This is a genomic window from Roseobacter sp. EG26 (assembly GCF_049830555.1).
GTDB lineage: Bacteria > Pseudomonadota > Alphaproteobacteria > Rhodobacterales > Rhodobacteraceae > Roseobacter.
In genome coordinates this window covers 1-14257 of record NZ_JBNBLH010000018.1, presented here as the reverse complement: position 1 = coordinate 14257, position 14257 = coordinate 1, and the positions used below count along the sequence as shown (strand labels likewise).

At 57.6% G+C, this 14257-nt stretch carries 15 protein-coding genes and 1 pseudogene; 14 read left to right on the top strand and 2 right to left on the bottom strand.

Annotated features, from left to right (window positions below; translation table 11 throughout):
* The first annotated feature begins 9 nt into the window (after positions 1 to 9).
* The 12 genes from ACOTTU_RS22975 (at position 10) to ACOTTU_RS22920 (ending at position 11296) form a co-directional block, all read left to right on the top strand.
* On the top strand, positions 10 to 966 hold the full coding sequence (locus ACOTTU_RS22975) for an AAA family ATPase (RefSeq protein WP_425661539.1): 957 nt from the start codon (positions 10 to 12) through the stop codon (positions 964 to 966).
* Positions 963 to 1868 carry a DUF58 domain-containing protein gene (locus ACOTTU_RS22970; protein WP_425661537.1) on the top strand — a complete coding sequence of 302 codons (906 nt, stop codon included), beginning with the start codon at positions 963 to 965 and terminating at the stop codon, positions 1866 to 1868. The genes ACOTTU_RS22975 and ACOTTU_RS22970 overlap by 4 nt, the downstream gene beginning before the upstream one ends.
* A complete protein-coding gene (locus ACOTTU_RS22965; protein ID WP_425661535.1) occupies positions 1865 to 2236 on the top strand; it encodes a hypothetical protein in 372 nt (123 codons plus the stop codon). The genes ACOTTU_RS22970 and ACOTTU_RS22965 overlap by 4 nt, the downstream gene beginning before the upstream one ends.
* A complete protein-coding gene (locus ACOTTU_RS22960; protein ID WP_425661533.1) occupies positions 2229 to 3191 on the top strand; it encodes a VWA domain-containing protein in 963 nt (320 codons plus the stop codon). The genes ACOTTU_RS22965 and ACOTTU_RS22960 overlap by 8 nt, the downstream gene beginning before the upstream one ends.
* Positions 3188 to 4087, top strand: coding sequence for a vWA domain-containing protein (locus ACOTTU_RS22955; protein WP_425661531.1), 900 nt, complete (start codon positions 3188 to 3190; stop codon positions 4085 to 4087). Before ACOTTU_RS22960 ends, ACOTTU_RS22955 begins: the two co-directional genes overlap by 4 nt.
* On the top strand, positions 4084 to 4758 hold the full coding sequence (locus ACOTTU_RS22950; RefSeq protein ID WP_298919153.1) for a hypothetical protein: 675 nt from the start codon (positions 4084 to 4086) through the stop codon (positions 4756 to 4758). The genes ACOTTU_RS22955 and ACOTTU_RS22950 overlap by 4 nt, the downstream gene beginning before the upstream one ends.
* Positions 4755 to 5954, top strand: a complete 1200-nt coding sequence (locus ACOTTU_RS22945) for a hypothetical protein (RefSeq protein WP_425661529.1) — start codon at positions 4755 to 4757, stop codon at positions 5952 to 5954. Before ACOTTU_RS22950 ends, ACOTTU_RS22945 begins: the two co-directional genes overlap by 4 nt.
* Before the next feature lie 142 nt (positions 5955 to 6096).
* On the top strand, positions 6097 to 6813 hold the full coding sequence (locus ACOTTU_RS22940; protein WP_425661527.1) for a LuxR C-terminal-related transcriptional regulator: 717 nt from the start codon (positions 6097 to 6099) through the stop codon (positions 6811 to 6813).
* An 11-nt stretch (positions 6814 to 6824) separates the two neighbouring features.
* Positions 6825 to 7982: an FIST N-terminal domain-containing protein gene (locus ACOTTU_RS22935; RefSeq protein WP_298919159.1), complete on the top strand. Its 1158-nt coding sequence runs from the start codon at positions 6825 to 6827 to the stop codon at positions 7980 to 7982.
* 2 nt (positions 7983 to 7984) lie between these two features.
* On the top strand, positions 7985 to 10285 hold the full coding sequence (locus ACOTTU_RS22930) for a PAS-domain containing protein (protein ID WP_425661525.1): 2301 nt from the start codon (positions 7985 to 7987) through the stop codon (positions 10283 to 10285).
* Between the two features lies 1 nt (position 10286).
* Positions 10287 to 10946 (top strand): hypothetical protein, encoded by a 660-nt coding sequence (locus tag ACOTTU_RS22925; protein ID WP_425661523.1) that lies wholly within the window; start codon positions 10287 to 10289, stop codon positions 10944 to 10946.
* Positions 10943 to 11296: a hypothetical protein gene (locus ACOTTU_RS22920; RefSeq protein WP_425661521.1), complete on the top strand. Its 354-nt coding sequence runs from the start codon at positions 10943 to 10945 to the stop codon at positions 11294 to 11296. Before ACOTTU_RS22925 ends, ACOTTU_RS22920 begins: the two co-directional genes overlap by 4 nt.
* 69 nt (positions 11297 to 11365) lie before the next feature.
* Here the strand turns inward: ACOTTU_RS22920 and ACOTTU_RS22915 are convergent, their stop codons facing one another.
* On the bottom strand, positions 11366 to 12175 hold the full coding sequence (locus ACOTTU_RS22915) for a quinoprotein dehydrogenase-associated SoxYZ-like carrier (RefSeq protein WP_298919167.1): 810 nt from the start codon (positions 12173 to 12175) through the stop codon (positions 11366 to 11368).
* Between the two features lie 126 nt (positions 12176 to 12301).
* Between ACOTTU_RS22915 and ACOTTU_RS22910 the strand changes: the two genes are divergently transcribed.
* The gene (locus ACOTTU_RS22910; RefSeq protein WP_425661519.1) at positions 12302 to 13345 is read left to right on the top strand and encodes a quinoprotein relay system zinc metallohydrolase 2; all 1044 of its coding nucleotides are present in this window, start codon (positions 12302 to 12304) and stop codon (positions 13343 to 13345) included.
* 7 nt (positions 13346 to 13352) lie between these two features.
* On the opposite strand, the gene ACOTTU_RS22905 is transcribed toward ACOTTU_RS22910, so the two are convergent.
* Positions 13353 to 13970, bottom strand: coding sequence for a hypothetical protein (locus ACOTTU_RS22905; RefSeq protein ID WP_425661517.1), 618 nt, complete (start codon positions 13968 to 13970; stop codon positions 13353 to 13355).
* 168 nt (positions 13971 to 14138) lie between these two features.
* Here ACOTTU_RS22905 and ACOTTU_RS22900 point away from each other — a divergent pair.
* Positions 14139 to 14257, top strand: a pseudogene (locus ACOTTU_RS22900) (S-(hydroxymethyl)glutathione dehydrogenase); the annotation flags it as partial.

Here is a 14257-nt window from a genome sequence, read left to right as displayed (position 1 = left end):
GGGGGACCAATGGACACCAGATCAGACACGACACCATCGGGCGTTGCAACGCTTGTTTCACATTTGTCCTCTGGTCTTGTCGGACATGAGTATCTGATCGAAAGACTGCTGGTTTCTCTTCTGGCAGGCGGCCACATGCTTGTCGAAGGTGCGCCGGGCCTGGCAAAGACGCGGGCGGTCAAGTGGTTGTCGGATGCGGTTGAGGGAAGTTTCGCGCGGATACAGTGCACGCCTGATCTTATGCCATCCGATCTGACCGGAACCTTGGTTTACCGACCACAGGACGCGGGTTTCGAGTTTGTTCAGGGACCGGTGTTCAATAATCTCGTACTGGTTGACGAGATAAACCGCGCACCGCCCAAGGTACAATCAGCGCTGCTTGAAGCGATGGCCGAGCATCAGGTAACGGTGGGGAATGACACCCACAAGTTGTCGGATCCCTTCCTTGTCGTCGCCACTCAAAATCCGATTGAGCACGATGGTACCTTTCCGCTGCCCGAAGCCCAACTCGACCGGTTCATGCTGCATGTGGTTCTGCAACTACCTGATATCGATACGGAAAGGCGTATCCTTGATCTTGTGGAGTCTGAGGGGCAGGAGGGGGTTGTTCCATTTGAGCCGATGTCGCTCGACAAGCTGTCTGAGGCACGTGAAGCCGTGCGTGGCGTTCATCTGGCGCCGGAGTTGCGCGACTATATCGTGCGTCTGGTTGATGCCACACGGCAGGGGTCCCTGTCAGAAGATGTTGAACATGCTGTTTCCCCCCGCGGAACTTTGGCCCTTGCAGCTTCGGCGCGTGCGCGTGCGTATCTGAAGGGACGTGACTACGCTATGCCGGAAGATGTCGCGGCTCTGGCAGCAGATACGCTGGCGCATCGGCTGGTGCTGAGTTGGCGCGCGGTTGCGGATGGTCGCCGACCGAGAGACTTGATCGCCGACATCGTCTCCGCCGTGGAACCCCTGTGACGGCGGCGCTTGATGCTCCCGGTATCGCTTTGCGCTCAGATGCGCTGATTGCGCTGCGCCGGGTGATCATGAATGCTGAAACGGCACCGGTTCTGGCTAATCTACCCGGCGGCTACGCGACGCGGCGCAAGGGGCATGGGTTGGAAGTGGCTGACATGCGCGAATACGTGGCGGGGGATGATGTTCGTCATTTGGATCGCAATTCAACTGCCCGAACCGGTCGTTTGCACATTCGCCAATTTCAGGAGGAACGCGACAGGGTCAGTTTGCTGATTGCTGATTTCCGGCCCGCCATGTTCTGGGGTTTGCGGCGGGCATTTCGATCCGTCGCTGCTGCTGAGGCTCTCAGTCTGATTGGTTGGAGTATCGTGGAAAGCGGTGGGCGCGTAGGACTGTTAGCGATAACATACGAAGGATCAGTGATCGTGCCGCCGCGTGGGCGGGCAAGAGGTATGCTCGATGTCATTGGTGGTATGGTCGAGGCCCATGCCAACAGCCTTGCTGCGATGGCTGGAAATGGAGCCCAGACGCAGGCGTTGGATATCGGACTTTCCCGGGCGGAAAAATTGGTACCTTCAGGGGCCGAACTGATCATCGCCTCTGGCTTCGATACGCCGGGACCCGGTCTCGCGGACAGACTGAATGCGCTTGCACGACGGCGCACCCCCCGTTTGGTTCTGATCACGGATCAAAGTACCAGCCACATGCCACGTGGGCGCTATCCGGTGCGATTGGCTGACGGGCGTCGATTGCGATTATCACTTGGCGGGGCAGGGGGGGCTGAATTTCCGCCTGTCCAGTCGATTGCAGGCTACCCGGCACTCACGCTGGACGCGGGAGAGCCGGTGGAGCAAACAGCGCGTCGAATTCGGGCCGTCTTTCAAAGGGAGCAGGCGGCATGACCGACCGGGCGCTGAGCGAAGCTGCGATGCTGAGCAGTTTGCGAGACATCCGCTTGCCCGCAGATGCAGCGGGCGGCATCGTTGCAGAGCTGGCGCTGATCGTAGGATTGTCTGCCCTGGCGGCGCTGCTGGTGGCCGGGATGCTGCGATTGGTGAGCCTGCGTGAGCGCGCGCCTGTGCCGCAGACACTGACCGACAGGCTTGCCGAATTGCGCGGATTGAGAGAGGGGGATCGGCGAGTAGCACTGCTCCATCTTTTGCGCAGCCACGCACCGGATCGGTATGCAGAAGTTGCATCCAATCTCTACGCGCCGGGAAACGAGCTGGAGAACGATGCCTTGGAGGCGGAGGTAGCACGCCTTGCTTGATCTCGCCGATCCATGGGTTTTGCTGCTGTTGCCCTTGCCGTTGTTGGCCGCGCGGCTTTTGCGTACGGGTCAGGTTTCGGGCGGCGCTCTGCGTGTGCCTGATCGTGTTGGCGCGGGGTTGGTGGCAGCGGGGCAGGGGCGCGTTGACGCTTTCAGGATAAGTTCACGACAGGGGTTGCCTTGGTTGATCTGGGCATTGCTGGTCATTGCGCTCTCCGGCCCTCGCGATCTTGCCCCGGTCTCTGCGCTAAAGGTGTCGGGGCGCGATCTGGCGATTGTACTGGATTTATCCGGCTCCATGGTACGCGACGATTTCGATCTCGACGGTCGGCAGGTCACGCGGTTGGAAGCTGTGACAACGGTTGGGGCGGATTTCGCGCGTCGCAGGGCAGGGGACCGGTTGGCGCTTGTTGTTTTTGGTTCAGAAGCCTATTTCGCCGCCCCTTTTTCATTTGATACGGAAGCCGTGGCGCGACGGATCGAAGAGGCTGCCATCGGTATTTCCGGACGTGCCACGAATATTTCAGATGGTTTGGGTCTGGCACTCAAACGCCTGTCCACCAGCGGTGCGGTCTCTCGGGTGGTCATCCTGCTGTCAGATGGCGTCAACAATGCAGGCGCCACAAATCCGCGCGGCGTGGCGGAACTGGCCGCACAGATGGGTGTCCGCGTGCATACCATTGCCTTGGGTCCCAAAGATCTGACGACTGCGGAGGCCGGTGAACGTGGGGTGGTTGATGCGGCCACCTTACGCGCGATTTCCGACATCTCGGGGGGCGAAAGTTTCCGGGTGCGCACAACGGATGATTTAATTTCCGTCACGCAAGCGCTCGATGCGCTGGAAGCAACGGATGGTGACGGTCTGGCGGCAGAAGTCTATCGGGATTACTGGATTTGGCCGGCGGGCGCGTCGATCATCCTCTCGCTCTTGCTTGCATGGCGGGATTTGACGTGACCGCGCTCGATTTCACATTGCTCAGGCCAATGTGGCTTTTGGCACTGCCGGTTTTGGGGATCGCGGCGTGGTGGCTGGCAATACGCCGCGGCGGATTGGGCGATTGGCAGCGCGCCGCGGATACTGCGCTGTTGCAGGCCATGACCGCGCTGGGACGGGTAGACAATCAGGCAAGCCGTGGACCGCTTTGGGCTATCCTTACCGTTGTGCTGATCAGCGTCGTTGCTTTGGCCGGACCAGCTTTGGAACGGCGCGATACGCTCTCGTTTCGCAATCTGGATGGTGTGGTTTTTGTGGTCGATGTATCTGGCAGCGTGACCGAACATTCCAACTGGCCGCAATTGCAAACGATGGGTCGCTTCGGGCTTGCATCCTTGGGAACACGCCCGGGTGCTCTGATCGTCTTCGCGGGTGACGCATATGTGGCTACCGATATGACGCTGGATCATTTGCAGCTGGGCCAGACGTTCTCGCTTCTTGATGCGGCATTGGTGCCTGACCGGGGATCGCGCCCCGAGCGCGCGCTGGCGTTGGCGGTGCAATTGCTGTCAGACGCACAGGTCATCGCCGGAGACGTCATTCTTTTGACCGATGGGGCTGGTCTGGGCCCCGCCTCGTTGCGCGAAACTGCCGCGATTTCAGAACTGGGTGCTCGTGTGTCACTTATCTCAATTGATACGCCGACCGCTGCCTTTGACACGCACGCGCGTGCGGGTGGTGGAGAAGTATTTGCCCTTGATCAATCCGAGACGCTCTTACGTTGGCTACAGGCCGATGCCCGCACGCGGTTGGAAGCGCAGGACTATCCATTGCTGTTCTGGAAAGATATGGGTCGCTATCTGCTGGCGCTGGCGCTTCTGCCGCTGCTCTTGTTGTTCAGGCGGCGGCCATCATGAGAGGGTTGGCGATCGTGGTTGTTGTTGCCCTGAGTGCCTCGTTTTTTCTTGGCGGCACGGCTCCTCTGGCCCGCGTGCTTCTTGCCGCAGGGTTTCCTTCATTGGCCGCGCCGCTCTTTTCGACTGCGGATTGGCGCGGTGTCGCCCAGTTTCGAGCGGGTGCTTATAAATCGGCTGCGCGGTCATTCGAAGAGGCTGATGAATTCAATAACCTCGGCATTGCCGAAGCTTTCCTTGGCAATCACGCGGCGGGTCTGGAGGCGTTTGATCAGGCAATCGCCCGGGGTCACCCGGATGCTCAGGCCAATTTCGATGTATTGGCGGCATTCTATGCCGGGCTTGGAATAGATGCTGAGACCCTGAGCCTCTTTGCGGAACGCAAGGACGGCCCCACCGCAGAAAGTTTCATTGCGCGGGGTGACGCCCGCGCAGCGGGCACGGGCAGCGAGGTGACCAACAACAATACCATGTTGGGTCTGGCGCAATTGGACAGTCGCGGCCGCTTGGGCGTCAGGCAGGTCTTTGATGACAAATTCATCGTGGCCGATGACCGCTGGTTGAGGCTTCTGTCGGATGTTCCCGGAGAGTTTCTGGCGGCTCGGATAGCTCAAGAGCATAAACGGCGGATCAAGTTGGGACTATCTCCTCCGGCGGCGGAGACCCCGGAATGAGAGCAGTTTGGACCTTAATCTTCTTGCTCTGGCCGTTTGCGGTTTCCGCACAGACCAAAGCCGTTCTGCCCAATGAACTGAGCCTAACGGTGACTGTCGAACAGACAGATCATACCCCCTTTGTGCGCGAAATGGTTCTGATCACCATTCGGGGTATCTACCGGCGGCACATCACACGAGAAATGCTAACCCAACCTGATTTAGACGGGTTCAGTTGGACCCAATTGGGGCCGGACACCTGGCGTGATGAAAGGTTGAACGGTGAAAAGGTTAAAACCCTGACGCGCCGCATGGCGATCTATCCTGACCGGGCCGGTGATCTGACCATCGGGGCTTTTACCCATAACCTGACTCTGACGGATGAACGCGACGATTGGTTTGAGCATCCAATCTATTCAGAACCGGTGACCATCACGGTCGCTCCTGCACCGGCCATTGAGGGTTGGTGGTTTCCTGTTAAATCCCTGAAGATATCGGACCAATGGTCGAATGCACCCGACCAGCTTGAACCGGGCGAAGGTGTGTTGCGGGTTATCAGGATCGAAGCGCTGGGGGTCACGCCGGAAATGATCCCGCCGATGCCTGATTTGAATTCACCATCTGGCATGATTTTTCCCCATCCGGACAAACGGTTGGCGGAGCTCTCTCCCGCCGGACCGATTTCCTATTCTTTTTGGCGATGGACGGTGCGACCCGGCAACGACAATTCCGCCATCGTTGAGCCGATAAGTTTTCAGTACTTCGATACTGTGACACGAAAAATGCAGACGGTGTCGATCTCGGCGCAACGTGTGGCCTATGGAAAGGCCGTCCCGCAGGGCAGGCAACAGACTGCGCCTGTCTTGGAGCCCGCCCGCCTTCCTGCCTGGCCAGCGGCGGCGTTGGCGGTGCTGGTGTTCGTGACTGGATTTGCGATCGCCCATTCAGGCTGGCGGCTGGTTGGGGCTTCAGCGCTCAGCCGGTTTCAGCTATTTGACCCTTTGCGCCGCCGCCTGCGCCAGGCAGCGAGGAAAGGAGAGCTGATTGAGGTGCGTCGGCATGCAGCAGCGCTTATGACGCGGGATGGGGGGCATGCAGTGCGTGCGCAACTCTTGTCTGATCTGGATGCGTCGATCTGCGATCCGAACGCCGCGCCACCGGTCCTTGCGGAATTTGTTCGCCGCTTTCTGGCCATCCCCAAGGAACATGCCCGATGAATGCCGGGCGAGCACAGAAAATTTATTTCCCAATACTGTTCTGAATACTGGGCGTTTTTTGGCGTTAGTCGCGCATTGTGCCTTTTAAGTTGTTGAAAACTTGAATTTTCCCGATAGTTTCTTTGATGGGAGGATTGCCAAGATGAAACATGCGACATCGCCGGTCGCACAGGAAGCTGTGTCCAGAATACTGATTGTGGACGACCATCCGCTATATAGCGATGCGCTCGAAGCTGCTTTGGACTTGATCTACGCAGATTGCGATATCCACAAAGCCAGCAGCCTCGGGGCGGCATTGGAAATCATTGCAAACGGATTTTCGCCGGAATTGGTGATGTTTGATCTCAAACTGCCCGATGTGTCGGGAATATCTGGTTTTGACAAACTACGCGCCCAGATCCCGGGGGCCCATATTCTGGTCATTTCTTCCCTGGCTTCCGTAGATCTCGTGCAATCGCTGATCCGCCAGGGCGCATCAGGTTTCCTGCCCAAAGACGCATCAGCCACCAAACTCAAAGCTGTTCTTGCCGAAATTACCGCAGGGCACATCTATGTGCCGGAAGATTACCGAATTCAGGGCGATAGGGAAGGGTGCGCGCCCGCTGAAAAGGTACACCCGATCTTGCAGGAGTTAACCCCGCAGCAGCAAAAAATCATGAAGCTGATATGCCGGGGCAAACCGAACAAGCAAATTGCCTATGAACTCTCGCTGGCCGAGGCCACCGTAAAGGCGCATATCACGGCACTTTTGCGACGGTTGGGTGCGCGTAACCGGACCCAGGCGGTCGTCATGGTGGAGGGGGCGATCGCTGCGCAACCCGGACTGGAGCCTGAAGCTCGCGCGTTCCTCAACAATTGAGGGTTTGAACAATGATAGGACACGCGCCGGACCCTTCTTTTGTAAAGGCGATAACCTCTGACGCCACCGAACCTGCGGAAGCGGTCGCCGAGCTTGTGGAGATGGTTGACCCGTCAGAGACGTGCTTTGTTCTTGCTTTCGCACCCGGCGGGCGAAACGTTCAGCCATTGGCGCAAGCACTGAATGCAGGTTTGGGCGGCATTCCGGTGTTCGGATGTTCCTCCGCCGGGCAAATCACGGGGCAGGGGTATGAAACCGACGTGCTCTTGCTGCTGGTCTTCCCCAGAAAGCACTTTCGCTGCGCGTCCATGCTGATGACGCCGCTGTCCTCGCAATCCACAACGGACATTGCTGCAGAAGCTCAACGCCAGATGCGCAAGTTTCGCCATACGGCAGGATGGAACCGGCTGGGTCTGATATTCACCGACGGTCTGTCTGCCCAGGAGGATGTTCTGGTCTCAACACTGGAGACCGTCTTGGACGACCTTCCTATTTTTGGCGGATCTGCCGCGGATCATTTGCAGTTTGAAGAAACATACGTATTGCACAATGGGCAGGCGCATCGTGACGCGGCGGTGCTGTTGTTGTTGGAAACCAACCTGCCATTCTCCGGCATCGAGTTTGATCACTTTTTACCCGCCGAGACGCAGATCGTGATCACGCAAGCCGATCCCGAAGCCCGGAAAGTTTTTGAGATCAACGGTGCATTGGCGGCGCCCGAGTATGCACGGCTTGTTGGATGCGAGGTCTCCGAGCTATGTCCGCAGGTTTTTGCGGAAAACCCTTTGTTGGTCGAGTTCAACAACAAGCACTACGTTCGCGCGATTTCAGATGCGGATGATGCGGGTGGATTGTCCTTTCTGGCCGCCATCGATGATGGGCTGGTCATGAAACTGGGGCAGGGGCAGGAAATCATAGAAACTCTGCAAACGGGTCTCGATGTTGCGGACGCCCGGGGGGGCAAGCCGGATTTTATTCTCGGTTTTGATTGCGTTCTGCGGAAACTGGAGATTGAACAAAAGCAACTTGGTCAGCGTGTCTCAGCGATTTTGAGCAGCAATAGAGTGCTGGGGTTCAACACCTACGGCGAACAACACTGCGGCGTGCATATGAACCAGACCTTTGTTGGTGTTGCTTTCTTCTCGCCGGAGGAAAGGGATCTCAATTGAGCATGATTGATCCCCAGGACCCTTTGGAGCTTCAGCTTTCCAAGCAGGCAAAAATCATTGATGCGCTGATGCGCCGCGCTGGCCGTCAGAGAGAGCTTTCCGGTTCGGCCTATCAAGCCTTTCAATCCGCAATCGAACTCCAGCAGAAGGTCGCGGCGCAGAGCCGTGAGCTGGAAACGGTTCGCCATGAAACCGAAAGGACCCGGCACAGCCTGGCTCAGGCGCTGTCCGCCATGGAGGAGGGCTTCGCGCTATTCTACGATGGCCGTCTGGACGTCTGCAACGACCTTTTCCTGAACCTTTTGCCTGATGTTGCCAGCGAGGTCTTGCCGGGTCTGGAGCTCAACCGATACTTTGGCCTGATCCAGCAAAGCAGACACCTGGTGTCGACGGATCTCAGCCTGGATCATGCGGCGAATGTTCTGGCGCGCGGCTATCAGGCCAGCCCAGTCGTTTCTCTGGTGATCGAGCTGACGCAGGATCGTTGGTACCAGATGAGCGCGCAGGTGACGTCCGAAGAGAATACAGTGCTTCTTTTTACAGAGATTACGGCTTTGGCGCGCCGCAATCGTATCGAAAAAGAACATCTGATTGATCAGCAGGCTGATTATCTCAGCGCGGTGTTCCAGAACATGGGATCGGGGGTCTGCACCTTCTCCGCGCAGGATGAGTTGATGATGCAGAACGCCCGGTTCCGCGAAATCCTCGATCTGCCAGTGACGGCTGTGCGACCGGGCGTGACATTGAAACAATTGCTGGATTTCATGGGCAGTCGCGCCCAGATTGCCGACAATGCCCTGTTGCAGGTGGACGGTTGGCGCAGCGAATTGCGCAAACGCGGATTCCTGCGCCGCCGGGTGGATCATGGCGCAGACAGGGTCATCGACCTACACGCGAATGTGCTGCCCGACGGTGGCTTTCTGGTGGAAGTAAAAGACGTCACCTTGGAGACCCGCTCGACGGAGCTGCTCGAAAACCGGGTGATGGAGCGAACGGCCGAACTGACCCGGGCCAACGCAAATCTGACAGTCCAGTATCAGCAACTTGCCCGTATCGAAGAAGAGCTGCGATTGGCCAAGGAACGGGCCGAAGCTGCGGTCTCGTCCAAGACACGATTTCTTGCGGCGGCAAGCCACGATCTGTTGCAACCGATCAACGCCGCAAAGCTGTTGATCTCGACGTTGCAGGAAACCACGCGGGAAACCTCGTTTTTGCCCATGGTCGACCGGCTACAGGGCGCGTTCAGTTCTGCCGAGCAACTCTTGCATTCGCTGCTGGATATTTCCAGGCTGGAAAGTGCCGATCCTGATACGGTGGATCCGGCAGAGGTCAACATTGGGACGTTGATCGAGGGTGTGCGCGCGGATCAGGAACTGGTGGCTGCTCAAAAAGCGGTGCGTCTTGATGTTGTCCCCTGCTCGCTGACGGTTCGTTCCGATCCGGTTTATTTGCTCCGGTCCATTCAAAACCTTGTTGTGAATGCCGTGCAATACACCAAACCGGGTGGCCGGGTTCTGGTGGGCTGCAGGCGCAAAGGCAAGAAAGTGGCCTTACAGGTCTGGGACACCGGCATCGGCATATCCCGCCGGGATCAGACCCGCATTTTTGATGAATTCACGCGTGCGGAAAACGTGCCGTTGGAATCGGGAGTGGGTCTGGGGCTATCAGTGGTGGACCGCGCGTGCAGATTACTGGATCACCAGCTTTCAGTGCGCTCTAAACCGGGCGTTGGGTCGGTGTTTTGCATTGAAATCGACGTGGTCAAGAATGTGCAGCCAGTCGTCGAAGCCCCTAAACTCCTGAATAATACCGAAGACGTACCGCTCAACTATATTGTCATGGTGATCGAGAACGACCCGGATGTGCTTTATGGTACGGTCCAGTGGTTGGAAAACTGGGGCGCGAGCGTTTTGGCCGCTGCCGGTGTCGCTGAGGCGATGAGCATGTTGGACGATCTTGGGATGGCGCCTGACATCATATTGGCAGACTACCAGCTCGATGATGGCGAAACCGGCGTGGAGGGCATTCGCGCGGTCAGGGAGGCCACCGGTGTCACCGTACCGGCAATTGTGATCACCGCAGATCGCAGTGTTGCGCTGCGTCGGGAAGGATTGCCAAAGGATGTATCGGTCCTGTCCAAACCGGTGAAGCTCTCGCGCCTGCGTCCTTTGATCGACTGGAAGGTTCGTTGGCATGTGCAGTCGCGCAAACAAGCAGCTTTTTCCGAACCCGGAGCACAGACCAAGGTCGACGATGACAGCCGCACCGAGGGGCATAAAACTAACCTTCAGGGAGGACATTGATATGCTGAAGTTTCTGACGGGGGGGCTGCTCACTTTGTTCATGGCGGGCGCGGTGCTTGCCACGCCTCTTGAGGGTGAAGCGACCTATGACATGTTGTTCCGTAATGGAACCCTTGACCAGATCGACCGCGGCGCTCAACTCGTCTACGCGCGAAAGGTAACAAACTCCCTGAAACCCGAAGCCGCTGACCGGGATACCGGAGATATTGCCTTGAGTTTTCGGGGTGAGAAATCTGAAATGGCGCTGTTGGAGTTCCGGCAGGACGGGAAATACCGAAAACTCGGGACCTTTCCGGCAAGTGTCGGAAACCCGATGATCATGTATTTCTACGAAACCATTGTGCGCGATATGGCAGAAGCCGCCGGGGGGTCGCCGTTCTATATTCGCAATCGGGTCAAGGAAGCGTTGATCCAGGAATCGGATGTTGTTGTGGGCGAGGCTATGGTCAATGGTCGCATGGTGGCCACGCAGACCGTGCGTCTTTACCCGTTTGATGGTGATCCCAATATCGACCGCATGAAGGGCTTTGGTGATCTGGAACTTCGCGTCACCATGTCCGACGAGGTGCCGGGTTGGTATATGAGCCTGATCGCTGAAGCGTCCGGCGGCGAGGTTTATCGCTCAGAGCTGCGGTTTGATCGGCTGGACGCGCCGCAATGAGGTGGGGCATCAGACAGCTTGTTTTGGCTGTGGTTTTCTCGGGCATGGCGCAGGCACAATCTGTTTCGGAAAAACTCAACGACTATCCAACGGCGGCACGCGCCGACTATGTCTTTGCCTGTATGGTGACAAATGGCCAAACGCGCGAGATGCTCGACCGGTGCGCCTGCTCCATTGATGAAATAGCGGCGATACTGCCTTACGAGCAATATCTTGAGGCCGAAACGGTGCTCTCCATGCGTCGGGTTGGTGGCGAACGCATGGCGTTTTTCCAAAGCGCCGCGATGGCAGAGAATCTGGTCGCAGATTTACGACGTGCCCAAGCGGAGGCAGAAATCGTCTGTTTTTGATCCCTTGCAAACAGAGTTGATCGCAGGGTCCCCGCTCCCTGCGATCAATGCGACCAGCCAGTGGGCGCCTTAGCTGCTGGCCGCTTTTGGCAACACGTTTTCCCAACTGTTGCCTTCGGTGTCAGTGGCTTTCACCGTCAGTGCCGTAGATCCATTGTCGTTATAGGAAAAACGGAAGACCGGGTTTTCAGAGATCGAGATGCCGCCGTCCATGGTGAACAGCAGATCATCTCCCTGCCAGACCTCCAGATGGTCGATGAAATGCGCCGGAATGAAGAGCTGGGTAATCTGATCACGTTGCAGACCCGAATAATTCGGATGGCGCACCATAATCTGTGCCTCGCGGCGTGGGGTCGATACCAGGGCGCCGGATTCGAAACTGCGCAGTTTCATCTGCCCCATGGAATTGAGAGCCACAGCCGGGTCTTTTGTTGCAGGCGCAGAGCAACCTCCCGAAGCCTTCACATAGCGGCCGGTCATTTTCAGACCGTCAGGCGTTTCGGCAATAACGCGGACGTTGGAGTATTGATTGACCCTGACGCGCAATTCGAAATCCAGCGCGCCCATGCCTTCGGCAAAGGCAAAGACCGCCGCGACAGGTGCGGGATTTTCATCAACCACAACTGTTGCCGCCGTGATCCGTGTCTCAGGGTCCGCTTGCGTCAGTACAATGGGAACAGTCGCCGCATCATGCGCTCTGTAAGGAGCATCAATTTCGAGAACACCATCCGCAGAGGCCAAGGCCGCATCGCCGACGACATCGCCCCGCAGATCTTCCCACGTGATGCTGTCAGTAAGTGGGTTTTTGACCGTTTCACCGGCCCAGCCGGGGCCGCACGCCAAAGCTATAAAGGCGGCTGTGACCAACAGTTTTGACATTATGCGCGCTCCTTCAGCAGCGAAATCGCGTCTCAGTATCACAAATTGAGCCAAAAAAACATACCGACCAAAGGCGGCTTTGGTTCGCTCCCAAAGATGTGAAACGATCCGCCGCGGAGGTATTGAATGTTCGAAGCGGTCATAGCCCTATGCGTCGCCCTCGCGGGCGGACCCTGCAGGGACCACTTGCTGCCGGGATATGAGGCACAGGACCCCGCATCTTGCGAGGCTGCCTTGATTGCCAAGCCGCCTGATCTCTCAGCAGAGGCTCCGCTTGTAGTAAAAGGGGCCGCCCGATGTCAGCAGGCGGGAGACGCGTTGAGCTTCAGCGAGGTTGCGGATGGTGTGTTTGTACATGTTGGCGCCATTGAGGAGCCTGACAAAAGCAATCGCGGCGATACATCAAATCTTGGGTTCGTGATCGGGGAAAGCAGTGTTGCGGTCATTGATACCGGCACTGCGCGCTGGATGGGGGAGGCGGTTTGGCGGGCGATCCGGCAACGCACAAACCTGCCCGTCAGCCATGTCATCTTGACCCATGTTCATCCTGATCACGTGTTGGGAACGGCGGCCTTTTCGACAACAGACGCGCAGGTGATCGGGCATGCAAATTTGTCCCGCGCGCTGGCGGACCGTGCGAGCAACTATATCGAAAGCCTTGATCGTCTGATAGGGACGGCTGATTTCCTCGGCACCCGTGCGGTGGCCGTAGATACGGTGGTCGAGAATGACATGATGGTTGATCTGGGCGGGCGGACACTGCGATTGCAGGCTTGGCCAACGGCGCATACGGGCACCGATATCACCATATTCGACGTGGCAACGGGCACGCTTTTCGCTGGTGATCTGGTTTTTGACCGGCATACCCCGGCGCTGGACGGCAGTCTGCGTGGCTGGCGAGCTGTGATGGCAGAACTGCAAGCGTTTAAGCTTAATCTCATTGTGCCCGGGCACGGGGGCCCGACCCTGCGCTGGCCAGAGGGTGCCGCTGCCATGACGCGATACTTGGGCGTGCTCGAAGCGGACACACGCGAAGCAATAGATACAGGCATGAGATTGGGTGCTGCCGTGGAGACGATCGCGCAAAGCGAGGCCGACCGCTGGCAACTTTTTGACGCCTATAATCCGCGCAACGCCACCGTGGCCTTCACCGAGCTGGAGTGGGAGTGATAGGACCTCAGCCTTGATCCTGAACGAGCTGCTGCAGGAGCTGTGCGATGCTGAAAAGGCGCCGCTCGATGATCACGGGTGTTTCGCACAGATATTGGATCGAGCGCTGTCGATCCGTGTAGATCACTTGATCCCAATCTATCTGTTCTTCAAGGGCGTCCACCTTGTCGAAATCGGGGGCCTCTTTGTCCATCTGGGCCGACATCTCGATCCGCGCGCCTTCGATCTGTTCGGCCAAGGAGATCTGGCTCAGCGAGAAATCACCGATCCCATTGATGATTCGGGAGCGTCGCTTGTTGAGACCTTCAAAGACATTTGCAAATATCTGCCCAAGGATATCCGCGTTGCCACCGTGACGTCCCGCGAAATCCTCGACTTGCGGGCGCAAGTCATCAAGGGAGACTCTGCGCAAGGACAGCGCCCCTGACAAATCGGCCATTTCCTGTGCAAGGTCTTCGTCTTCCGGGATCGCGGCTGGATCAATAGGAAGCGCCCACATCAGACCAAGCGACAGGTTTTCAACCTTCCGCTGAATGCAGGGCCAGGTCGGATCTGCGAAATCTGCGGCCTGTACAGGGAGGGTGGCCCCAACGAGCACATATGCCAGAGCAATGGATCTGAACATCGCGGTCCTTTCCGATGTATCGCAAGGTACTATGTCCGACCTTTGCCCAGCTGTCCATCTGACCCAATACCCACCATTGTCTTAGTTGTTTTGGCCCCTCTGCGGCGCTCATACTCTGGCGGGAATATGAGCGTGTGAAAACGCCAAAAAAGATGAGGGATCATTTTGATGCTTAGGACGCGAGCTGCGGTTGCGGTTGCTGCTGGGAAGCCATTGGAGGTTATGGAAGTTAACCTTGAGGGGCCTCGTGCGGGGGAGGTATTGGTCGAGATCAAGGCGACGGGTTT